This window comes from Providencia sp. PROV209 (assembly GCF_028479485.1).
In the GTDB taxonomy this organism is placed as follows: Bacteria; Pseudomonadota; Gammaproteobacteria; order Enterobacterales; family Enterobacteriaceae; genus Providencia; species Providencia alcalifaciens.
On the sequence record NZ_JAMPNR010000004.1, the window covers coordinates 23,053 to 45,328 of the forward strand.

A 22,276-nucleotide genomic window follows, 5' to 3' on the forward strand; every position below is an offset into this window, starting at 1 on the left:
GCATCATTAAAACTAAATAAAGCAGTAAACTGCGAAGAAAATATAAGAGAGTCACTGTGAAAGTATTGACTGTATTCGGCACACGACCTGAAGCTATTAAAATGGCTCCATTGGTTCATGCACTTGCTGATGATGCAGATTTTGAAGCGAAAGTGTGTGTTACCGCTCAGCACCGTGAAATGCTAGATCAAGTACTGAACTTATTTGAGATCACTCCCGATTACGATCTCAATATTATGAAACCAGGTCAGGATTTAACCGACATTACTTGCCGTATTTTGGAAGGATTAAAGGCAGTATTTGCAGATTTCCAACCCGATGTTGTCCTTGTTCATGGCGATACTGCAACGACGATGGCAACTAGCCTTGCGGCATTCTATCATCGCATCCCTGTAGGGCATGTTGAGGCTGGACTGCGCACAGGAAACCTCTATTCGCCATGGCCAGAAGAAGGTAACCGTAAAATTGCGGGGCACCTTGCTCAGTACCATTTCGCGCCGACAGAAAACTCGCGCCAAAACTTACTCAACGAATCTATTCCCGATAGCCATATTTCTGTGACTGGCAATACAGTCATTGATGCGCTGTTGTGGGTGAAAGAGAAGGTGATGGGTAACCAAAATATGATGGCCGAATTAGCCGGAAATTACCCATTTATCGACCCAAATAAAAAAATGCTCCTTGTAACGGGTCACCGTCGTGAAAGCTTTGGTGGTGGTTTTGAGCGTATTTGCCATGCCTTAGCGGATATCGCTCAAGCGCATCCTGATGTTCAAGTGGTTTACCCTGTTCACTTGAACCCAAATGTGAGTGAACCAGTAAAACGAATTCTGCATGGCATTGATAATATTATCTTAATTAGTCCTCAGGAATATCTGCCGTTCGTCTATTTGATGAACCACGCGTATCTGATTTTAACGGATTCCGGCGGTATTCAAGAAGAGGCGCCATCTTTAGGCAAACCTGTTTTAGTTATGAGAGATACCACCGAACGCCCTGAAGCTGTTGATGCAGGGACAGTTCGTTTAGTGGGTACAGATACACAAACCATTGTAAATGAAGTTAATCGGTTACTGACAGATGAAGCGGAATATCACGAAATGAGCCGCGCACATAACCCTTATGGTGATGGTCATGCTTGTCAGCGTATTCTTGCAGCATTAAAAAGCAATCAGGTGAAATTATGAGTTTTGAAACTATTTCTGTTATCGGCCTTGGTTATATCGGTTTACCAACAGCGGCAGCCTTCGCATCTCGTAAGAAGCAGGTTGTCGGCGTAGATGTTAACCAGCATGCGGTTGACACTATCAATCAAGGTAAAATCCATATTGTGGAACCTGAGCTGGACGTAGTGGTGAAAAAAGCGGTTGAAGAAGGTCACTTAAAAGCCTTCACGAAGCCACAACCTGCAGACGCATTCCTGATTGCCGTTCCGACACCATTCAAAGGTGAACACGAGCCTGATTTGGTGTACGTGAAAGCGGCAGCTGAGTCTATCGCGCCAGTCCTGAAGAAAGGCGACTTAGTGATCCTTGAGTCAACCTCTCCAGTAGGGACTACCGAGCAGATGGCCCAGTGGTTAGCGGATGCACGTCCTGATTTAACTTTTCCTCACCAAGCAGGTGAACAGGCTGATATCGATGTGGCTTACTGCCCAGAGCGTGTACTGCCAGGTCAAGTGATGGTTGAGCTGATCAAAAACGACCGTGTTGTCGGCGGTATGACGCCTAAATCATCTCTGCGTGCGAGCGAGCTGTACAATATCTTCTTAGAAGGTGAGTGTGTAATCACTAACTCAAGAACGGCTGAAATGTGTAAGCTAACGGAAAACAGCTTCCGTGATGTGAATATCGCATTTGCTAACGAATTATCTCTGATTTGCGCAGAACAAGATATCAATGTCTGGGAACTGATCAGCTTAGCGAACCGTCATCCTCGCGTGAACATTCTGCAACCAGGTCCTGGCGTGGGTGGTCACTGCATCGCAGTTGACCCATGGTTTATCGTGGCGCAAAGTCCAAAACAATCTCGTTTAATCCACACTGCGCGTTTAGTTAACGATGGCAAACCAATTTGGGTGGTGGATCAAGTGAAAGCAGCTGTCGCAGACTGCTTAGCGGAAACAGGTAAAAAAGCGAGCGAAATCAAAATCGCCTGCTTTGGTTTGGCATTTAAACCAAATATCGATGACCTGCGTGAAAGCCCTGCAATGCACATCACTAAGATGGTTGCTAATTGGAACCCAGGTAAGACTTTTGCAGTTGAACCGCACATTGATGAGTTACCAACAGCGCTGAAAGGCATTGCTGAACTGGTTTCAATTGAAAAAGCGGTTAGCGAAGCTGATGTGATCCTAATGTTGGTTGACCATAACCTGTTTAAAGGTATCCAAGGTTCTGCTATCCCTCAAAAATGGGTTGTGGATACAAAAGGAGTATGGCGTTGAAACGCATTTTAATTACAGGTGGTGCCGGTTTTATCGGCTCCGCCGTTGTTCGCCACGTGATTGAGAATACACAAGACCATGCCATTGTGGTTGATTGCTTGACTTATGCGGGCAATTTAGAGTCATTAGCGGGAGTTGCTAATAGCGAACGCTATGCCTTTGAACAAGTAAACATTTGTGACCGCACAGCACTGGATAAAGTGTTTGCTGAGCACAAACCAGATGTGGTGATGCACTTAGCCGCAGAAAGCCATGTTGACCGTTCTATTGATGGTCCTGCGGCATTCATCGAAACTAACATTGTGGGTACTTATACACTGTTAGAAGCAGCACGCCATTATTGGTCTGCACTTGAAGAGAGCCAAAAAGCGGCTTTTCGTTTCCACCACATTTCAACTGATGAAGTGTATGGAGATTTGGACGGGCCAGAAGGTTTCTTCACAGAAACAACACCTTATGCGCCAAGTAGCCCATATTCAGCGTCAAAAGCATCGAGCGACCATTTAGTCCGAGCATGGCAAAGAACATATGGCTTACCCACCATGATCACTAACTGCTCGAACAACTATGGTCCGTATCACTTCCCAGAGAAGTTGATCCCATTGATTATTTTGAACGCGATTTCTGGTAAGCCACTGCCAGTGTATGGCAAGGGCGAACAAATTCGCGACTGGCTGTTTGTGGAAGATCATGCTCGAGCACTGCATTTAGTTGCCACTCAAGCGCAACCGGGCTCAACGTACAATATTGGTGGGCACAACGAACGCCGTAATATCCAAGTTGTTGAAACAATTTGTGAATTACTCGAAGAGTTGCATCCGCAGAAACCTCAAGGTGTGACGCATTACCGTGATTTAATTACGTATGTGAAAGACCGCCCTGGTCACGATATGCGTTATGCCATTGACGCCGATAAAATCCAGCGTGAATTAGGCTGGACACCTGAAGAAACGTTTGAATCTGGTATCCGTAAAACGGTACTGTGGTATTTAAACAACGAAACATGGTGGCGTCGTGTGCAAGATGGCTCCTATGCAGGCGAGCGTCTGGGCTTAGGTAGCTAGGAGGAAGCATGAAAGGTATTATTCTGGCTGGTGGTTCGGGAACGCGTCTACATCCGATTACACGCGGTATCTCAAAACAGCTGCTGCCTATCTATGATAAGCCAATGATTTATTATCCGCTGTCGGTATTAATGCTGGCAGGGATCCGTGAAATTTTGGTCATTTCGACGCCCGATGATTTGCCGATGTTCCAGCGTTTATTGGGTGATGGTCATGAATTTGGTATTGAACTGAGTTATGCAGAGCAGCCATCTCCAGATGGGCTCGCGCAAGCATTCATCATTGGTGAAGAGTTTATCAATGGGGATTCCTGTTGCTTAGTGCTTGGCGATAACATTTTCTTTGGTCATTCATTTAGCCCTAAATTAATGTCAGTTGCTGCGCGTCAAAAAGGTGCGACGGTCTTTGGTTACCAAGTGATGGATCCAGAACGTTTTGGTGTCGTGGAATTCGATGACAACTTTAAAGCGTTGTCTATTGAAGAAAAGCCAAAGCAGCCAAAATCTAATTGGGCGGTGACGGGTTTATATTTCTATGATAATCAAGTGGTTGATTTTGCTAAACAAGTAAAGCCTTCTGAACGTGGTGAATTAGAAATTACGTCTATCAACCAAATGTATTTGGAACGTGGTGAGCTCAGCGTTGAGCTACTCGGTCGTGGATTTGCTTGGTTAGATACGGGTACCCATGACAGCTTGATTGAAGCAGGAACCTTTGTTCAAACTGTGGAAAAACGCCAAGGTTTCAAAGTGGCTTGTTTAGAAGAGATTGCATGGCGCAATGGCTGGTTATCTGATGACCAAGTTAAAGACGCCGCCGCTCGCCTGAATAAAACAGGTTATGGCAAATACTTAGAGGACTTACTTCGTGTCCGTCCGCGCCAATATTGATCCCTTAGATTGGGAATCTGATTTTTTTAAACGTTCTACGGCGAAACTGGATTTCGCCGCAACAGATGCGCAAATTATCTTAGCTTATCAACTGGATAAGTTTGAAATTGTGCAAGCGAAAGTTGCGGCATCTGAGACTGCGAGAATTGATAATCTTGCCAGTATGGGATTCAGTTTTGTTGAAGGTGAAATCGATTTTGCGTTAACGGTTGGCACAGAAAATGCTTATCTAAACACAGCGTTATCAGAGACGGATAATGTGGTTGTCGCACAAACAGGGGATATTGTTTTTCTGCGCGACACCGCGGCAGCTGTGTTTAGTAACAGCCGCTTTCGTACGCCTTGGTATCGAGAAGGGGATAGCGGTCGGTTTTATGCATTATGGATAGAAAAAGCGGTTCTTGGGACATTTGACCACACCTGTTTACTCCTTAGAGATCAAGCAGGTGATATTTTAGGTTTCGTTAGCCTACGTAGTCTTGATGCTGATACAGCGCGAATTGGGTTGTTAGCGGCAATACCAAATGCAACAGGGCGCGGTATCGGTCGGAAATTAATGTCAGCGGCTTATCAATGGTGTGTGCAACACCAAAAAAGACAGTTAAATGTTGCCACGCAAATGAGTAATGTTGCGGCGTTAAATCTTTATTCACGCAGCGGTGCGGCGATTGCCAGCACAGCATATTGGTTATACAGGGGACAACATGATTCCATTTAATAAACCACCCGTTGTAGGCACTGAAGTTGAGTATATGAAGCAGGCTATGGCAAGTGGCAAACTGTGCGGTGATGGTGGTTTCACTAAACGTTGTGAAGAGTGGATGGAGAAACGTTTTAACTGTCCGAAAGTCCAGTTAACGCCGTCTTGCACCGCTTCATTAGAAATGGCCGCGATCCTGATTGATATTAAGCCGGGCGATGAAGTCATCATGCCGAGCTTTACCTTCGTATCGACCTCTAACGCATTCGTGTTACGTGGCGCTAAAATTGTGTTTGTGGATATTCGTCCAGATACCATGAATATCGATGAAACCAAAATTGAAGCTGCAATTACTGATCGTACACGTGCAATTGTTCCTGTTCACTACGCAGGTGTGGCTTGTGAAATGGACACCATCATGGCGATTGCGAAAAAACACAACTTATTTGTGATTGAAGATGCTGCGCAAGGTGTGATGTCGACTTACAAAGGCAAAGCATTGGGAACCATCGGTCACATTGGTTGCTACAGCTTCCATGAAACCAAAAACTACTCTTCAGGTGGTGAAGGTGGAGCAACGTTAATCAATGATAAAGCGTTGATTAACCGTGCAGAAGTGATCCGCGAAAAAGGTACTAACCGTAGCCAATTCTTCCGTGGTCAAGTTGACAAATATACATGGCGTGACATCGGTTCAAGTTATCTGCTTTCCGACTTACAAGCGGCTTATTTATGGGCTCAGTTAGAAGAAGCAGACAAAATTAATGAACGCCGTTTATTACTGTGGGATCGCTATTATCAAGCGTTACAACCTCTGGTTACTGCGGGTCGTTTAGTATTAGCAACTGTACCAGACGGTTTGAAACATAACGCGCATATGTTCTATATCAAACTGAAAAATGTGGAAGAGCGTACAGCGTTTAATGACTATATGAAATCTCACGGTATTTTAACTGTTTTCCATTACGTGCCACTGCACACCAGCCCAGCTGGAATGGAGTTTGGTTATTTCCACGGTGAAGATAAATACACCACGGTTGAAAGTGACCGTTTAGTGCGTCTGCCGATGTTCTACAACATGACAGATGACGAGCAGCAAGTGGTCATTGAGCGAATTAAAGCGTTCTTTGCCTAATGTCATTAGCTAAAGCATCGGTTTGGACTGCTGGGTCTACCCTGATTAAAATCGGGGTGGGCCTGTTGATCGTGAAATTATTTGCAGTCTCATTTGGCCCTAGCGGTGTTGGGCTGGCGGGAAATTTTCGTCAATTAATTACCGTGCTAGGTGTTTTATCTGGCGCAGGGATCTTCAATGGCGTCACAAAATATGTGGCAGAGCACCATCAAGATCCTCAAAAATTACGAGCCGTGCTGGGAACGTCTTCAACGATTATTCTTGGGTTCTCGACGTTACTGGCCATTGTCTTTTTGTTATGCAGCGCGCCTATTAGTGCCGCGTTATTTGATACTGAGCAATATAGCTCTGTGATCCGTATGGTCGCCTTAATTCAGATGGGTATCGCATATGCGAACTATTTTTTGGCGATTTTAAAGGGTTACCGAGATGCAGCTGGGAATGCGACGGCCATCATTTTTGGTAGCATAATCGGTGTAGTCGCCTATTATTTATGCTATCTCATGGGAGGGTATGACGGTGCGTTGGCGGGGCTTGCATTGGTTCCCGCATTGGTGGTGTTGCCCGCCGCAGGTCTGATTATACGACGTAAGCAATTTGCGTTGTCATCCTTAAAGCCTGCATGGGACAAAGCGATAGCCACCAATCTCGGTAAGTTCACCATCATGGCAATGTTAACGGCAATCACACTGCCTGTTGCCTATATCATGATGCGAAACTTATTGGCACAAACCTATAGCTGGGATGAAGTTGGATTATGGACGGGTGTGACAACCATTTCGGACGCTTATCTACAATTCATCACCGCAACGTTTTCAGTGTATTTATTGCCAACGTTGTCGCGTTTACAGCATAAAAATGAAATTTCTGCCGAAATTATTAAGGCGCTGAAGTTTGTTTTACCTGCGGTTGCTGCCGTGAGCTTTACGGTATGGTTACTGCGTGATTTTGCGATTTGGTTGCTATTTTCAAAAGAGTTTACAGGGATGAGAGACCTGTTTGCTTGGCAGCTGGTCGGCGATGTATTGAAAGTGGGTGCTTACGTTTTTGGTTATTTAGTCATCGCGAAAGCGGCATTGCGCTTTTATGTTCTCACGGAAGTTAGCCAATTTGTTCTGTTAACAGGTTTTGCCCATTGGTTTATTCCTGAACACGGCGCAGTCGGGGCAACACAAGCCTATATGGCAACGTATATCGTATATTTTACTCTCTGTTGTTGCGTATTTTTGATCTACCGTAGGCGAGCATGACAACCTTAATACATGTACTGGGATCTGACCTCCCGCATCATAATCAGACGGTTTTAACGTTTTTTAATGACGTTATTTGCCAAGAAATGGCACCGTCTCAAAAGCCGCATTTTATGGTGGTGAGCCAAGATGCGCAGCTAGCTGCTGCCTATCCAAAGCTCGAAATTGAAGTTTTTAACAGCAAAAAATCGATTGCCGATAGTGTTATTCGTCGCGCTAAAGCAGAGCGCCGCACGCGCTTTTTCTTCCATGGGCAATTTAATGCGCCAATCTGGTTAGCGCTGCTCTTTGGTAAGATAAAATCCCATCAATTTTGGTGGCATATTTGGGGAGCAGACTTATATGAAGAGTCTAGTTCACTGAAATTTAAGCTATTTTATATTTTACGTCGCTTGGCGCAAAAGAAAGTAGGGCATGTGTGTGCCACTCGGGGAGACCTGTCTTATTTTCATCAGTCGAATCCGAATGTGCAATCGTCGGTGCTCTATTTCCCAACACGTATGGACCCTGCGTTGACATTAAGTGAACGAGAGCCTCGTGAGAGCGAGCAATTAACAATATTGCTTGGTAACTCGGGGGATCGTTCTAATCGTCATGTGGAAGCACTGGGTGCGATTAAACAGCAGTTTGGTGATAACGTTAAGGTGATAGTGCCAATGGGCTACCCTGCCAATAACCAAAACTATATTGCGGAAGTCGAACAAGCAGCACAAAGTGAATTCCCTCAGGGGCAGGTGGATATTCTTAAAGAACGTATGGCGTTCGATGATTACCTGAATTTGCTGAAAACCTGCGACCTTGGCTACTTTATTTTTAATCGCCAACAAGGGGTTGGAACGGTTTGTTTGCTTATCCAGTTCTCTATTCCTTTTGTCATTAGCCGTCAAAATACCTTCTGGCAAGATTTAACGGCACAGAATGTCCCGGTCTTTTTCTATGGTGACAAGCTCACACTACCGTTAGTGGATGAAGCTCAGCGTCAAATGAATACCCTTAATAAGCAAGATATTGAATTCTTTGCACCTAACTTTACTGATGGCTGGAAACAGATCCTCAGCATTGCGGAGGCGAAAGTATGACATTGCTTGAATTGGGGGGATTATCACTGATCTACCTGATCTCCATTATTTTTATTGGCACACTGATGTACAAAGAGTTTCTTCGTGTGCGCTTTAATTTTAATATTTTCTTTACTTTGTTGTATTTATTGACATTTTATTTCGGCTTTCCTCTGACATGTGCATTGGTTTTCCAGTTTGATGTGGCGATAGTTCCCGCAGATTACCTGATGTATGCCATGCTAGCGTCAACAAGCTTCTATGCTATTTACTATGTGACGTACAAAACCCGCTTAACGAAGCGCGTTGATGTTCAGCGTCGTGCGGTATTTAGCATGAATAAAGTGGAAACCAACTTAACTTGCTTATTGTTAATCGCAGTTGCTGTGGTAACCGTGGGCATTTTCTTCATGGACAATGGCTTCTTACTGTTTAAGTTGAAGTCTTATAGTCAGATATTCTCGAGTCAGGTATCCGGCGTGGCGTTGAAGCGTTTCTTCTATTTCTTTATCCCCGCCATGCTGATTGTTTACTTCCTGAAGCCAACGCAAAAACGCTGGATTTTCTTCCTCGTCAGTACCGTGTCATTTGGTTTTTTAACCTATGTGATCGTCGGTGGAACGCGCGCGAATATTATTTTGGCTTTTGCGCTGTTTTTATTTATTGGGATTGTTCGCGGTTGGATTACACTTTGGATGCTGGCAGCAGCGGGTGTGGCGAGTATTGTTGGAATGTTCTGGTTAGCTCTCAAGCGTTACGGTCTTGATGTGAGCGGTGCGGAGGCATTTTACACTTTCTTGTATCTAACCCGCGATACGTTCTCTCCGTGGGAAAACCTCGGGTTACTGCTCAGTTACTATGACCAAATGGATTTCCAAGGCTTAGCGCCGATTATCCGTGATTTCTATGTGTTTATTCCATCATGGGTATGGCCAGAACGTCCAGATACCGTATTAAATTCGGCTAACTATTTTACTTGGGAAGTGCTCAATAACCATTCTGGGTTAGCCATTTCTCCGACCTTAATTGGCTCGCTGGTGGTGATGGGCGGTGTCCTGTTTATCCCATTAGGTGCCATCGTAGTTGGTTTGATTATTAAATGGTTTGACTGGATTTATGGTTTGAGTTTGAAAGAATCTAACCGCTATAAAGCCGCTATCATGCAGGCATTTTGTTTCGGTGCCATCTTCAATATGATCGTCCTAGCCCGTGAAGGAGTTGATTCCTTTGTCTCGCGCGTGGTCTTTTTCTGTTTAGTCTTCGGACTATGTTTAGTGTTAGCAAAATTACTGTACTGGTTATTTGAAAGTGCCGGTCTTATTCGTATTAAAGCCACTTCCTATTTCAAAAGTGGTCAACGGGAAAGCCGTTAAAAGGAGCATTATGGAACAGTCGTCAATTCCTCAATATAGCATCAGAGGTCATAACATTTGGGGCTTTAAAAATATGTCCCATTTCTTGGACTATCTATTTGCTGACGGTAAGACTAAAACCGGCACACTTGTCGCTATCAACGCAGAAAAAGTGATGATTGCTGAGCAAGATACTGCACTGAATACTTTGTTGGGGCAGGCAGAATATCTTTATGCTGATGGGATTAGCATTGTGCGTGCGATTCGCCGTAAATATCCCAAAGCAGACGTTTCCCGCGTGGCAGGGGCTGACTTATGGGAAGGCTTGATGGAACGCGCAGGAAAAGAAGGCACGCCAGTGTTTTTGGTGGGGGGAAAGCCTGAAATTCTTGAACAAACTAAAGCGAAGTTACGTGCGCAATGGAATGTGAATATTGCCGGTTCTCAAGATGGTTACTTCACAGCGGAAGATCGCAATGCGCTCTTTGAACGTATTCATGCGAGTGGCGCAAAAATTGTCACGGTAGCGATGGGCTCTCCTAAGCAAGAAATATTTATGCGTGATTGCCGTGTAGTCCATCCAGATGCACTGTATATGGGTGTTGGTGGCACTTATGATGTGTTCACTGGACACGTTAAGCGTGCACCAAAAGTCTGGCAAAACTTAGGATTAGAATGGCTGTATCGCTTGCTTTCGCAGCCAACTCGAATCAAACGACAGTTTAAGTTGTTGAAGTTTTTAGGCTACTATTACGGTGGTAAGCTTTAAGCCTCTTTTTAACTGAATAAACCCGCGCAATGCGGGTTTATTTATATCAATGATGCTTTATTCTGTCTTCAAATATACCTACAATTTTTCAAAAATAGATGCAACCTAAGGGATCTCACGGTATCTTGGGGGATTGTATTTTTTATCTTATTTTCGATAACAAGCCGCGATTACTAAAAAGTTTATTGCAATTAAAGCTGCGAATATCGAATGATTATTATCGACAGGGGAAATTATGGATAAGCCACAGCAAGGTCTTCAGCGAGGGCTAGAAGCCCGTCATATTGAGCTGATTGCTTTGGGCGGAACAATTGGGGTTGGGCTATTTATGGGCTCAGCGAGTACGTTGAAGTGGGCCGGTCCGTCAGTGTTATTAGCCTATATCATTGCGGGATTGTTTGTCTTTTTCATCATGCGTTCCATGGGAGAAATGTTATTTCTTGAGCCCGTCACGGGGTCATTTGCGTCATTTGGTTATAAGTATTTAAGCCCATTCTGGGGGTGCTTAACGGCTTGGGGCTACTGGTTTATGTGGGTGGCTGTTGGCATTTCAGAAATTACAGCCATAGGGGAGTATGCCAAATATTGGTTCCCTGATGTCCCCCAATGGATATTTGCGATGATTGCGGTTGCCTTAGTGGCACTGGCAAACCTCGCGGCAGTGAGATTATATGGTGAATTAGAGTTTTGGTTTGCGATGATCAAAGTCACCACGATTGTCGTGATGATTTTGATTGGTCTGGGGCTGATTTTCTTTGGGATTGGCAATAACTTTGAGCCGATTGGGCTTGCCAACTTAACAGAGCATGGCGGTTTCTTTGCGGGGGGCTGGAAAGGTTTCCTGTTTGCGCTGTGTATTGTGGTGGCGTCTTACCAAGGTGTTGAGTTAGTTGGGATCACCGCGGGCGAAGCAAAAAATCCACAAGTAACGTTGAAAAAAGCCATCAATAATATTTTGTGGCGAATTTTAATTTTCTATGTCGGGGCAATTTTTATTGTTGTGACCTTATTCCCGTGGACAGAAGTTGGGCAACAAGGTAGCCCGTTTGTCATGACTTTCGCTAAAGTGGGTATTATTTCTGCGGCTGCGGTGATTAACTTTGTTGTTCTGACGGCAGCATTATCTGGTTGTAATAGCGGAATGTATAGCGGCGGGCGCATGCTGTATGCACTGGCTCAAAATAAACAGTTACCTAGCTCACTATTAAAACTGACGAAAAATGGCGTTCCAGCGCGTTGTGTCGGTTTTACTATCTTATGCTTAGTGGCAGGTTCAAGTTTGAATTACATCATTCCAAACCCAGAACAAGTCTTCGTGTATGTGTATAGCGCCAGTGTCTTACCCGGAATGGTGCCTTGGTTAGTTATCTTAACCAGCCAGCTACGTTTTCGTAAGCAGAACCAGCAACATATGGCTGGGCATACGTTTAAATCGATTCTATTTCCATGGGTTAACTATGCGACGTTATTATTTTTAGCCTGCGTACTGGTCGGAATGGCAATTAATCCTGAGACGCGATTGTCACTGATTGTCGGCGCTATCTTTTTATTGACCGTTTCTGGGTTATATTTTGTGATCCGTTGCTTTAGGCGCAATGAAAAAAGCCCATCGTAAAAATATTTTGTGAGTAAAAAACATCAAAATAAGCGAGGAAGAGGGAAAAAATGCTCTCTTTCTCGACGAAATGGATAAAAGGCAAGCAATCGATAATTTTATTGAAAAAAGGACTAGACAGCAGGGGGATAAATCCGTACTATCCTCTCCCGCAACGGCGTTAAGCGCCCGTAGCTCAGCTGGATAGAGCGCTGCCCTCCGGAGGCAGAGGTCTCAGGTTCGAATCCTGTCGGGCGCACCATCAAAAGGTGACAAGCTACGGTGGCAAAACAAGGTTGTATGTAGTAGTATAACAACGCTTTGAAATAAGTGAAGTTATGGTGGCTATAGCTCAGTTGGTAGAGCCCTGGATTGTGATTCCAGTTGTCGTGGGTTCGAGTCCCATTAGCCACCCCATTTTTTTTGTGATATTGCGAGGGTGGCGGAATTGGTAGACGCGCTAGCTTCAGGTGTTAGTGTCCTATGGACGTGGGGGTTCAAGTCCCCCCTTTCGCACCACGAAAAAAATGATGTCGAGTTACTGCCTTAAGCAGTTAAATTTCGGCGAGTAGCGCAGCTTGGTAGCGCAACTGGTTTGGGACCAGTGGGTCGGAGGTTCGAATCCTCTCTCGCCGACCAATTTAAAGAACCCCGCTCAATCGAGTGGGGTTTTTGCTTTTCTGTCACTCGTAAAAATCCTCATTCCAATTTCTTGTTCACTCCCTCCTTTTTTCTTTTTCATTGAGTATTTCATTATCTTTATTTCGGGGATTCGTTGAGGGTCATCGAATAATAATGATTCGTATCTAATGATATTTGTAATGCTATGTTTTTAATGGATAAAAAAGGTTGTCTCAGATCTGATACAAACCCCTATTTTCATGTCGTCAAAAAGAGACATTTTACTGTTTGATTTATATAGAGAAAGTGATAGTGATGATAAGCTGTCTCTAAATTGAGACAAAATTGCTGAATCGAACAGAAGATGATTTGGTATGAAATGAGTATGAAAGAATCACAAAGAGTAAGAGATAAAAATCTCGTTTAAAATAGCACAGATACGGGAAGTGAAAAGAAAGAATGCAGGAGTGAGAAAAGTTGGCACGTATTCTGCATTATCTATTATGTAGATGCTCATCCCACTTATTATGACAGCCTAGCTTCATAAACCCAGGGATGACGCAAAGCCGATTATCGGTGCCTATTGTCCAATTTAGATGATCAAGAGCTAATCCTCTTACCATCAGCGAACGGGCGAAACGTTGAGTGAGGCACCATCCGTCTGTAGACCTGATTGTATTTACACCTGCTTCGGCAGGTGTTTTTTTTGGTATTAATCTGCGTTTTTATTTTCTTTCCTAACCTGATTAGCATTAGGAAAGAAAAGTCATTATCGTACTTACGCTTTTTTCTCTTTGCTTAACCACTTGCTGATCCAGCGAGTTACATATGTGTAGGCAATAATAATAAAGGTAATAATAAAGATATCTTTATTCAGATCGGCGGTATTGAATCCAATGATCGAAATAAAAATAAATGGAGATAAAATCAGAAGTAGCAGGTCAAAAAAGATCTGTAAACGATTTTGACTCGCTACAATCCAACGCCAGAGAGTTTTCACTACATTCATATCTTTATCCTAAAACCATTCAAAACGAAAATGTATACGACCATTTATACACTATGTGTCTCTTTTATAACATAGCAATATGCGGTTTACCTCGATTGCCTAAAAATGACGCCTAGAACGATTATCTTTTAAAGATGACTCGATTTTAATCACAAAAAAACGCCTCGGATTAGGAGGCGTTTTTAAATAGGTATGCGTAGAAATTTAAGACTATGTTCGCTCTTGTTTCAGAGAGTGCGTTAGCGCTTCTTGGCGAATCTTCGCCGCTTCATGTGGTTTATGTAGCTTATCATAAGCGTCCGCTAACCAAGCTGCATCATAGGCATCGAAACGCTGTGCTAATGCAGCTTTAAAGTAGGTTTCTGCTTTTTCCCATTGGGCATGCTGTAGTGCAAGGATGCCCAATGTACTATTTAGTAATGGCGTTGCGCCAGACTGTTTTACAAGGCTTAGTAACGTTTTCTCAATAGCTTCTGGCTGATCACTGTGTAATTTTGGGATCAGGAGGAGTAAACGCTCATCATATTGCTGTTTTAATCCCTCAATAATCATTTTCTCTGCGCTACGGGCATCCCCACACTCGATTAAATGTTCAGCGAGGAATGATTGTAGAGGGACTTCATGGCGGACTTTACGAGGCTGGTTTTTCCACCACGTTTTTAGCCCATCACTTCCACCTTCAGCCATGCACTGGTTCATTAGCCCTTTGTAAGCTTTGAGTTTTAGGGCTTCAAGCTCATCTTCGCTATGTAATTGAACTTTCGCCATGATTGGTAGCAGCTCGATTAATGCTTGGTATGCGCCAGTACCAAGGTAAGCTTGCTCTGCTAGGCGTAAAATTTCAGGGTGGCGTGGTGCTTGGTCGAGTAATTTATCGATGCCATTACGCGCAGCATGAATTTCACCTTCTGCTAGCTGAATTCGAACGCGGCTAATATCGACAGGGAGTTGGTCTTTTCCTGCGGCTTCGGCGGCTCTATCTAAATATTGATGAGTACGGTAGCTATCACCACGTTGTTGCGCTGCTTCTGCAGCCATCAAGTAGTTAATGACGGGTTGCTGCGAGAAATCAGCATGTTTACTCATCAACTTCTCAACTTGTTCTAAATCCCCTTCCGCTAATTTGAGCAACGCTTTTTGGGTTTGGGTATGGGCTTTGTGGTATTTGTGACCCGTAAACCAACCCTTTGTCCGTGAGGTAGTACTCATAAAACGGCGGTAACACCAGCCTAAGAATAACAAGACAAATTGCAGCAAGATAAAGCACAACACAAGGCTAGTGACGCTGGTCGTAATATCGTAGCTATCGGTACGAATAAACACATAACCTTGGTGTCCAGCGAGCAGGGGACCCAAAATAATGCCAGCAATCAGAACGATAAACAGAACAAAGACTTTAATCATGATCACCCCTTATGCTCAGGGGCGTTTGCCGCATCCGTTACAGGAGCTTCGACGGCAACGTCCGGTTTGTTGGTTTGCGTATCCGCAGGAGCCGTTGCCTCTTGGGCGGCTTTGTCAGATTCTTTTACCGCCTCAAGCGCGGCATCTTCGGAGGCACCAGTTGGTTCTGGATTTTGAGATAACAAATTACGTACTCGCGTTTGCATCACTTTTTCCAGCTTAGCTTGGCTTTCTAAGGCTTCAGGCATATCTGCGTCGATAGGTTGATTGATTAAATCATCAAGCTCAGTCAAAAATGCCTTAGTTGCTGGAGCATCCACGTCAAAATACGCCCGCACCCATGTTGAGGCTTGCTCAAGGGACTGTTTATAGGTCTCTTCTTGATAACGAGGTACTGCTTGTGCCGCAATAAGCAGTTGGGAACGGATATTCTCGCGTAGATAGATATCTTGATTCGGCGCTAACAGTGGGGCTTCAGAGCCATCACGAGCACGAACGGTGATGAAATCACTCGTGAAGCTTTTCCAGCTGCGCGCGAGGTTATCTTTCCAGTCAGCGATGTCCTCACTAACATCTGTTCCAGTTTCTTCTGGCGCATCACCATTATTTAAATCAGCAAGACGCAAGTTATCAACGTCATTACTTAATTGATTCAGGCGCAAAATAATACCGTCATAATCAATTTGATTGATAGCGGCTAAACGATTCATATCATTAGCGATGGCTTTACGGATATCGAGTAGGCTCGGATCATTCATTTCCGCCAGGCTGGTATCCGCACTTTTTAAGAGGACCGCTGCTGTAACAGGGTCATGGTCATTCCATAATTTTCGACCTGCCATTTTCACCATAAAATCAGCTTGTGCGATCAGCCAGTTTTTTACATCAGAGCTGGAAAGTGCGGTGACATGGGCTTGTAATTCTTGCATGCGACGATTGAGTTGATCTTCGTAATCACGAGCATGGTTTTTCAGTTCGGTATTGGTGGCAATGAGCGCATCAACACGTTGTCTATCGGCATTTTGTTGCTCAACTAGCTCACTAACTTGCTGTTTCAGTTGATTGTTATCATGAACTAATTGCGCATTGCTTTGTTGAGTAAAGTAGTACATCCCGCCGCCCATGACGACGAGGATTGCGATAGCAATCGCACTGACTGCAAGACCAGAGCGTTTCTGCTTGGATGAAGGTGCAGGCTGGCGAGATTTTTGCTTCTCGGTGACCACTTCATCATTAACAGTATCGGTAATTTTGTCTTGTTCCGTCATAAATTAGCATCCCATATCGGTTGAAATTAATGCTTCAAGTAAAGCGTTATTCTCTGCGCTAGTTGCTACGCAGACTCGACGCCACCCACTTTGGTGGGCTTTTTCTGCAATTCGTTCGCTGACAACCAGTAGTCGGCGGGAATACCACCATTGTTTCATCTCTTCAGAGAGCAAATCATTAAGCAACGTTAACATTTCTCCACTGGTGATGACGATGTCAGTGATATCAGCGTTAAACCAAGTTTGGTTAAACTCAGTTTTATCATACGGCACAGGGCGTCTTGCGTAACATTCGCAGTAATCAACATTGGCACCTCGTGCGCGCAATGTTGAGGCAAGAAGCTCACGCCCACCATTTCCTCGCAGGAGTATGGCACATTTTCCGGTTAAATTTTGTAGGTCAGGGTGAGTGAGTAACACTTCGCTGGTTTCACCCGCTTCAGCCCAATGGATAGTCTGTCCAGTTAACCGTTGAAAATAGTGTCCTGTCGATTGTCCTATACCATAATAGGATAACTTATCTGACCAGTCTCGTCCTGCTTGTTGCAGCACTAAATTTGCATACCAGACGGCATTTTTGGACAAAAGAAAGACGAGGTCGTTTTTCGATAATCCATCTAAGCGTGGGATTAACGTATTCAGTTCCGCGCCAGCTTCAATCGTAATTAGGGGGGCAGCATAAGCTTGTGCCCCTATTGCATTAATGGCTGTTATCAACGCTGAGCTTGATGGCTCAGGGCGAGTAACAAGGACCTTCATGCTGGTGCATTTCCTTTATAGACTTCAGCTAGAATTTTGCGCGCGCCTTTATTAAGCAGCTCTTCCGCGAGAGAAATACCGGCTTGGATTGCATCCGCAGGTGCGATTAAACGCTCACCACGGATGACTTGGCTACCATCTGGCGCTCCCACAAGGGCACGTAACCAGATTTTATCGCCTTGCCAGATGGCGTAACTGCCAATAGGGACTTGGCAACCCCCTTCGAGGCGCATATTCATTGCACGTTCCGCGAGAACGCAAATCGATGTTGCATCATGGTTCAATTTTGCCAATAAATCGCGAGTACGTTGATCATTTAAACGGCACTCAATGCCTACCGCGCCTTGTCCTACCGCAGGTAGAGATTGTTCTGGTTCCAACGCGGTTTTGATACGTTCATCGAGCTCTAAGCGTTTTAAACCAGCGACTGCAAGGATAATGGCATCATATTCGCCATTATCAAGCTTGGATAGGCGGGTACCCACGTTGCCGCGTAAGTCTCGGATAACGAGATCCGGGCGTAATTCTCTTAATTGGCATTGGCGACGTAAGCTGGATGTTCCGACGATGCTACCCGCAGGAAGCGCATCAATATTGGCATAATGGTTTGAAACAAATGCATCCCGTGGGTCTTCTCGCTCACAAATGGTGACTAAACCTAACCCTTCAGGAAATTCAACGGGGACGTCTTTCATGGAGTGAACGGCAATATCTGCACGCCCTTCGAGTAAAGCCAACTCTAACTCTTTGACGAATAATCCTTTTCCACCCACTTTTGCTAATGGGGTATCTAAAATGATGTCCCCTTTGGTGACCATTGGAACTAACTCTACCTGTAAACCTGGGTGGAGTTGCTCGAGTTTCGCTTTGACGAAATAAGCTTGCCATAGAGCGAGAGGGCTTTTACGCGTCGCGATGCGTACGATATTTGTTGATGTCATTTCACTGTTTTCTCAGGCGAATATTGCCGCAGATTAACCATACAATTGGCGTTAGTTTTAACATGTTAGCGGCCATTTTTCCAGTTGGTCGCAGAATGAACGATATTCAGTGAGTGTGCAGAGAGAGTGAATAATCTTACGTTCGCTTTTTTACATCTTTTTGGGGCAGAGAGTGAAGAAAAACGGGTAAAAAAAGGATCTACATAACAAAATTCTTTAGCTATTCGTGCTTTTTTTAAAATAAAATGGAGAGCGGATTAAGCGATTTTTGTTGAAGCGAGTAAGCGTAGAGCCGGACAGCACTAAGCTGGATTTAGATTATGGCTGCCTTTTTGTTAGACAATCGACGGCACTGATATTATTCCATTGAAAAACAAGGGATATTTCCGTGATGCAAAAATAAAAAGTCTTTTTATACAATATGTTGAAAAATAATTTGTACTAAAAATAGACGGGAAAAATTCTGTGATCTACTTTACCCTTTTGCTCCAAGGTGTTAAATTGATCACGTTTCCGACAATCCCTTTGAAAAGTAATTTAAGTTTTTCTCTATCTGTTGGGTGCTGGGAAAATTCCCCCAGGTTTGTCATTACATTCATTCAGTCAGGCGTAACCTTTGTACCTCTATATTGAAACTTTAAAGCAAAGACTTGATGCGATAAACCAACTGCGGTTGGAACGCGCGACGGCTTCTATGAGTGAAACCTTTTCGAAGGTTTACAACTTGTTGCCGGTTTTGTTTCATTATCATCATCCAATGATGCCAGGTTATATTGAAGGCAACGTCCCTCATGGTGTCTGTTTCTTTTCTCCCGATGCAGAACAACTCAAATGGTTACAACCTTTAGAACGTTTTTTACCCACCAAAAACCAAGCGAATGGTGAATTGCCAATTACGGGCATTTACTCGATGGGAAGTACGTCTTCAGTGGGCCAAAGTCACTGTTCAGATATTGACGTTTGGGTCTGTCATCCTTCTTGGTTAGATAACGAAGAGAAACGATTCCTACAGAAAAAATGCACATTAATCGAACAGTGGGCAACTTCTCTGGGGATTGATGTCACGATTTTTTTAATTGATGAAAACCGTTTTCGCCATAATGCGAGTGGACATATCGGTGGTGAAGATTGCGGTTCTACTCAACATATTTTACTGCTGGATGAATTTTACCGTACTGCGGTAAGAATGGCCGGAAAACGCTTATTGTGGACGATGGTCCCTGTTGAGGAAGAGCAACACTATGACGAATATGTCATGGGACTCTATGCGCAAGGCGTTCTGACACCAAACGAATGGCTAGATTTAGGGGGCCTTGGTGAACTTTCAGCTGCGGAATACTTTGGCGCGAGCCTGTGGCAGCTGTATAAAAGTGTCGATTCTCCTTATAAAGCGGTATTAAAAAGCATTTTACTGGAATCCTATTCTTGGGATTATCCACACGGTAAATTATTAGCGTTAGAATTCAAACGTCATTTACATGCGGGCGAAATTGTCTGTTACGGGCTGGATTCATACTGTTTGATGTTGGAACGTGTTACTCGTTATTTGACTGAAATTAACGACTCAACACGTTTAGATTTAATTCGCCGCTGTTTCTATCTCAAAGTCTGTGAAAAACTGTCTGAAGATGAAGGTAATTCGTGTTCAGGTTGGCGTCGTGATGTGTTGTCTCAGTTAGTGGAATCGTGGGGATGGAGTTCAGAGCGTTTGGCATTATTGGATACGCGTAACCAATGGAAAATTGAGCGAGTACGTGAAGCGCATAATGAGCTGCTCGATACGATGATGCAAAGTTACCGTAATTTAATTCGGTTTGCGCGCCGTAATAATTTAAGTGTTAGTGCTAGCCCACAAGATATTGGGGTATTAACCCGTAAGTTATATGCGGCCTTTGAAGCGCTACCAGGGAAAGTGACTCTGGTTAACCCTCAGATTTCGCCAGACCTCAGTGAAGAGCATCTGACGTTTATTTATGTCCCTGAAGGTCGTGCAAATCGCAGTGGTTGGTACCTGTATAACCAAGCACCGCAAATTGACACCATTATTGGTCATCAACCTTTAGAATATAACCGCTATTTGAATAAGTTAGTGGCGTGGGCCTATTTTAATGGGTTACTGACTGAAAATACGCAAGTCCATATGCATCATGGCAAGTCCCAATGCGATGAGCGTAAGTTATTGGAATTAATGCATGATGTATCGAGCCATTTCCCAATAAGATTGCCAGCTCCAACCCCTAAAGCATTGTATAGCCCATGTGAAATCCGCCACTTAGCCATTATTGTTAACTTGGAGAAAGACCCGACTCAGGTTTACTCTGAGCAAGTGGTGCATGTGGATTTTAGAAAGCTAGATATTTTCAGCTTTGGTGAATCACAAAAATGCCTGATTAGCAGCATTGACCTGCTGTACCGTAATTCATGGAATGAGGTTCGTACTCTGCATTTCAGTGGTGAGCAGTGTATGTTAGAAGCGCTGAAAACCATCCTTGGCAAAATGCACCAAGACGCGGCGCCGCCAGAGGCAGTTGAAGTATTTTGTTATAGCGAACATTTACGCGGTCTTATTCGTACTCGTGTCCAACAGTTGGTATCAGAGTGTATTGAGCTGCGTTTATCCAGTAACCATAATGAGCCAGGGCGCTTTAAGGCTCTGCGTATCGCTGGGCAAACATGGGGTCTGTTCTTTGAACGTTTAAACGTTTCTGTGCAAAAGCTTGAAAATGCGGTTGAGTTCTATGGCGCTATCTCCCATAACAAATTGCATGGTTGGCCAGTAAAATTACAAGCGAAGGGGGATAATCATCTTCCTGCGGTTGTTGATGGCTACGCAAGTGAAGGTATTGTGCAGTTTTTCTTTGAAAATACTGACGACAACACTGGCTTTAATATTTACGTGTTGGATGAAGCCAATCGCGTGGAAATCTATTCTCACTGCGAAGGTTCAAAAGAAGAATTGGTGCGTGATGTGAGTAAATTTTACTCATCTTCCCATGACCGTTTTACTTACGGTGCGAACTTTATTAATTTCAATTTACCTCAGTTTTATCAAATTGTAGAAGAGGCAGGCAAAAAGCAAGTCATGGTCTTTTCTGATGCGACTTGGCCATTTACTGCAGACGAAGAAGATAATGATGATTACCCCTCTGCACCACCATTAAGCTCGCCTGAGCCGCTAAGCCTATCTAAACAGCACGCGTAATATGATTATTGGTTTTAATCGTGATAAACGACAGACAGAGTATATTATTGCCTCTGCCTGTGGTTTTAGAATCAGTGCGTGTTTAGAACGAAAAAGGGAAGTGGCTTTGGAAGGTAATTGCATTGCCTAACATAGACAGAAACTCTTGACCTGAGCGGTCACAAATCCATTTTCCATCTTTGTAATCATAATGATAGCCACCTTGTTTTGTCGCTAACCAGATCTGGTGGAACGCTTCTTGTTTGTTGATGATAATCTTACTGCCATCTTCAAAACTCAATGTCATGACGCCGCCATTAATTTCACTATCAATATCTGCATCGCCATCGTAATTATCTAAATGTTCTTCAATCGAACTAAGCAATTGCTCTGCCAACTGATGAAATTCGCTATCGTTCATGATGTATTTCCTGTTTATACTTTTATTTAGGCGAAATTATAGGGTTGAATGTGTTCAGGGGTCAAACGGCTCACATCTCAGATGTGAGATGCCATTTGAATTATTTAACGTATATAATATTAATATGTTTGATAAACAGGCGTGATTTGAAAAGCGACTCCTGTTACTGTGTGAAATATCAGATTGCAAAATTTAGTCTTACAGGCGAAACATAATGAAAAAAAGTTTATTTGGGCTTAGTGCACTCCTCGTTTTACTTACCCTTTCAGGCTGTGGCTTAAAAGGTCCGTTGTATTTTCCGCCTGAAGACAATGCAGCTGCGCCTGCTAAATCTGACGTGCAACCTAAAGCTCCAAGCAGCTCAAACAAAGAGCCTGCTGCGAATAAACAGTAAGCCTCTGCTATGGAACGTGA

19 protein-coding genes and 4 tRNA genes are annotated in these 22,276 nt (G+C 43.9%); 17 read left to right on the top strand and 6 right to left on the bottom strand.

Features of this window, described 5'->3' with window-relative positions:
• Positions 1-56 precede the first annotated feature (56 nt).
• The 15 genes from wecB to PR795_RS05255 all read left to right on the top strand — a co-directional run bounded on the left by wecB (position 57) and on the right by PR795_RS05255 (position 12,897).
• Complete coding sequence (gene wecB, locus PR795_RS05185) at positions 57-1,187, top strand: non-hydrolyzing UDP-N-acetylglucosamine 2-epimerase (protein WP_006658208.1); 1,131 nt, start codon at positions 57-59, stop codon at positions 1,185-1,187.
• Positions 1,184-2,446, top strand: a complete 1,263-nt coding sequence (wecC, locus tag PR795_RS05190; RefSeq protein WP_006658207.1) for a UDP-N-acetyl-D-mannosamine dehydrogenase — start codon at positions 1,184-1,186, stop codon at positions 2,444-2,446. Before wecB ends, wecC begins: the two co-directional genes overlap by 4 nt.
• Positions 2,437-3,510 carry a dTDP-glucose 4,6-dehydratase gene (gene rffG, locus PR795_RS05195; RefSeq protein ID WP_006658206.1) on the top strand — a complete coding sequence of 358 codons (1,074 nt, stop codon included), beginning with the start codon at positions 2,437-2,439 and terminating at the stop codon, positions 3,508-3,510. The genes wecC and rffG overlap by 10 nt, the downstream gene beginning before the upstream one ends.
• A gap of 8 nt (positions 3,511-3,518) precedes the next feature.
• Positions 3,519-4,400, top strand: a complete 882-nt coding sequence (gene rfbA / locus PR795_RS05200) for a glucose-1-phosphate thymidylyltransferase RfbA (protein ID WP_006658205.1) — start codon at positions 3,519-3,521, stop codon at positions 4,398-4,400.
• Positions 4,378-5,118 carry a dTDP-4-amino-4,6-dideoxy-D-galactose acyltransferase gene (gene rffC / locus PR795_RS05205; RefSeq protein WP_006662358.1) on the top strand — a complete coding sequence of 247 codons (741 nt, stop codon included), beginning with the start codon at positions 4,378-4,380 and terminating at the stop codon, positions 5,116-5,118. Before rfbA ends, rffC begins: the two co-directional genes overlap by 23 nt.
• Positions 5,105-6,235, top strand: a complete 1,131-nt coding sequence (gene rffA, locus PR795_RS05210; RefSeq protein ID WP_006658203.1) for a dTDP-4-amino-4,6-dideoxygalactose transaminase — start codon at positions 5,105-5,107, stop codon at positions 6,233-6,235. Before rffC ends, rffA begins: the two co-directional genes overlap by 14 nt.
• Positions 6,235-7,485 (top strand): lipid III flippase WzxE, encoded by a 1,251-nt coding sequence (wzxE, locus tag PR795_RS05215; protein ID WP_006658202.1) that lies wholly within the window; start codon positions 6,235-6,237, stop codon positions 7,483-7,485. The genes rffA and wzxE overlap by 1 nt, the downstream gene beginning before the upstream one ends.
• The gene (locus tag PR795_RS05220; RefSeq protein ID WP_036963197.1) at positions 7,482-8,564 is read left to right on the top strand and encodes a TDP-N-acetylfucosamine:lipid II N-acetylfucosaminyltransferase; all 1,083 of its coding nucleotides are present in this window, start codon (positions 7,482-7,484) and stop codon (positions 8,562-8,564) included. Before wzxE ends, PR795_RS05220 begins: the two co-directional genes overlap by 4 nt.
• A complete protein-coding gene (gene wzyE / locus PR795_RS05225; RefSeq protein WP_006658200.1) occupies positions 8,561-9,916 on the top strand; it encodes an ECA oligosaccharide polymerase in 1,356 nt (451 codons plus the stop codon). Before PR795_RS05220 ends, wzyE begins: the two co-directional genes overlap by 4 nt.
• Positions 9,917-9,926: 10 nt before the next feature.
• Positions 9,927-10,664, top strand: a complete 738-nt coding sequence (gene wecG, locus PR795_RS05230) for a lipopolysaccharide N-acetylmannosaminouronosyltransferase (RefSeq protein WP_006658199.1) — start codon at positions 9,927-9,929, stop codon at positions 10,662-10,664.
• A 235-nt stretch (positions 10,665-10,899) separates the two neighbouring features.
• Positions 10,900-12,279 (top strand): bifunctional threonine/serine APC transporter ThrP, encoded by a 1,380-nt coding sequence (gene thrP, locus PR795_RS05235; protein ID WP_006658198.1) that lies wholly within the window; start codon positions 10,900-10,902, stop codon positions 12,277-12,279.
• 164 nt (positions 12,280-12,443) lie between these two features.
• Positions 12,444-12,520: transfer RNA gene (locus tag PR795_RS05240), tRNA-Arg, on the top strand.
• Between the two features lie 79 nt (positions 12,521-12,599).
• Positions 12,600-12,675 (top strand) — tRNA-His (locus tag PR795_RS05245).
• A 16-nt stretch (positions 12,676-12,691) separates the two neighbouring features.
• Positions 12,692-12,777, top strand: a tRNA-Leu gene (locus PR795_RS05250).
• Positions 12,778-12,820: 43 nt separating this feature from the next.
• Positions 12,821-12,897 (top strand) — tRNA-Pro (locus PR795_RS05255).
• A gap of 760 nt (positions 12,898-13,657) precedes the next feature.
• Here PR795_RS05255 and PR795_RS05260 read toward each other — a convergent pair.
• The 5 genes from PR795_RS05260 to hemC form a co-directional block, all read right to left on the bottom strand.
• Positions 13,658-13,888 (bottom strand): DUF4014 domain-containing protein, encoded by a 231-nt coding sequence (locus PR795_RS05260; protein ID WP_006658197.1) that lies wholly within the window; start codon positions 13,886-13,888, stop codon positions 13,658-13,660.
• 210 nt (positions 13,889-14,098) lie between these two features.
• Positions 14,099-15,292, bottom strand: coding sequence for a protoheme IX biogenesis protein HemY (gene hemY / locus PR795_RS05265; RefSeq protein WP_006662360.1), 1,194 nt, complete (start codon positions 15,290-15,292; stop codon positions 14,099-14,101).
• 2 nt (positions 15,293-15,294) lie between these two features.
• Positions 15,295-16,560: a uroporphyrinogen-III C-methyltransferase gene (gene hemX, locus PR795_RS05270; RefSeq protein WP_181480364.1), complete on the bottom strand. Its 1,266-nt coding sequence runs from the start codon at positions 16,558-16,560 to the stop codon at positions 15,295-15,297.
• 3 nt (positions 16,561-16,563) lie between these two features.
• Complete coding sequence (locus PR795_RS05275; protein WP_006658194.1) at positions 16,564-17,319, bottom strand: uroporphyrinogen-III synthase; 756 nt, start codon at positions 17,317-17,319, stop codon at positions 16,564-16,566.
• On the bottom strand, positions 17,316-18,260 hold the full coding sequence (gene hemC, locus PR795_RS05280; RefSeq protein WP_272516704.1) for a hydroxymethylbilane synthase: 945 nt from the start codon (positions 18,258-18,260) through the stop codon (positions 17,316-17,318). The genes PR795_RS05275 and hemC overlap by 4 nt, the downstream gene beginning before the upstream one ends.
• A 616-nt stretch (positions 18,261-18,876) precedes the next feature.
• Between hemC and PR795_RS05285 the strand changes: the two genes are divergently transcribed.
• Complete coding sequence (locus tag PR795_RS05285; protein ID WP_272516705.1) at positions 18,877-21,462, top strand: class I adenylate cyclase; 2,586 nt, start codon at positions 18,877-18,879, stop codon at positions 21,460-21,462.
• 82 nt (positions 21,463-21,544) lie between these two features.
• Here the strand turns inward: PR795_RS05285 and cyaY are convergent, their stop codons facing one another.
• A complete protein-coding gene (gene cyaY / locus PR795_RS05290; RefSeq protein ID WP_006658190.1) occupies positions 21,545-21,862 on the bottom strand; it encodes an iron donor protein CyaY in 318 nt (105 codons plus the stop codon).
• A gap of 214 nt (positions 21,863-22,076) precedes the next feature.
• Between cyaY and lptM the strand changes: the two genes are divergently transcribed.
• Complete coding sequence (lptM, locus tag PR795_RS05295; protein WP_006658189.1) at positions 22,077-22,256, top strand: LPS translocon maturation chaperone LptM; 180 nt, start codon at positions 22,077-22,079, stop codon at positions 22,254-22,256.
• The last annotated feature ends 20 nt before the right edge of the window (positions 22,257-22,276 follow it).

Coding starts and splice junctions, on each gene's coding strand:
- wecC (WP_006658207.1), top strand. CDS start 1,184: ATGAGTTTTGAAACTATTTCTGTTATCGGCCTTGGTTATATCGGTTTA.
- rffG (WP_006658206.1), top strand. CDS start 2,437: ATGGCGTTGAAACGCATTTTAATTACAGGTGGTGCCGGTTTTATCGGC.
- rfbA (WP_006658205.1), top strand. CDS start 3,519: ATGAAAGGTATTATTCTGGCTGGTGGTTCGGGAACGCGTCTACATCCG.
- rffA (WP_006658203.1), top strand. CDS start 5,105: ATGATTCCATTTAATAAACCACCCGTTGTAGGCACTGAAGTTGAGTAT.
- wzxE (WP_006658202.1), top strand. CDS start 6,235: ATGTCATTAGCTAAAGCATCGGTTTGGACTGCTGGGTCTACCCTGATT.
- PR795_RS05220 (WP_036963197.1), top strand. CDS start 7,482: ATGACAACCTTAATACATGTACTGGGATCTGACCTCCCGCATCATAAT.
- wzyE (WP_006658200.1), top strand. CDS start 8,561: ATGACATTGCTTGAATTGGGGGGATTATCACTGATCTACCTGATCTCC.
- wecG (WP_006658199.1), top strand. CDS start 9,927: ATGGAACAGTCGTCAATTCCTCAATATAGCATCAGAGGTCATAACATT.
- thrP (WP_006658198.1), top strand. CDS start 10,900: ATGGATAAGCCACAGCAAGGTCTTCAGCGAGGGCTAGAAGCCCGTCAT.
- PR795_RS05260 (WP_006658197.1), bottom strand. CDS start 13,888: ATGAATGTAGTGAAAACTCTCTGGCGTTGGATTGTAGCGAGTCAAAAT.
- hemY (WP_006662360.1), bottom strand. CDS start 15,292: ATGATTAAAGTCTTTGTTCTGTTTATCGTTCTGATTGCTGGCATTATT.
- hemX (WP_181480364.1), bottom strand. CDS start 16,560: ATGACGGAACAAGACAAAATTACCGATACTGTTAATGATGAAGTGGTC.
- PR795_RS05275 (WP_006658194.1), bottom strand. CDS start 17,319: ATGAAGGTCCTTGTTACTCGCCCTGAGCCATCAAGCTCAGCGTTGATA.
- hemC (WP_272516704.1), bottom strand. CDS start 18,260: ATGACATCAACAAATATCGTACGCATCGCGACGCGTAAAAGCCCTCTC.
- cyaY (WP_006658190.1), bottom strand. CDS start 21,862: ATGAACGATAGCGAATTTCATCAGTTGGCAGAGCAATTGCTTAGTTCG.
- lptM (WP_006658189.1), top strand. CDS start 22,077: ATGAAAAAAAGTTTATTTGGGCTTAGTGCACTCCTCGTTTTACTTACC.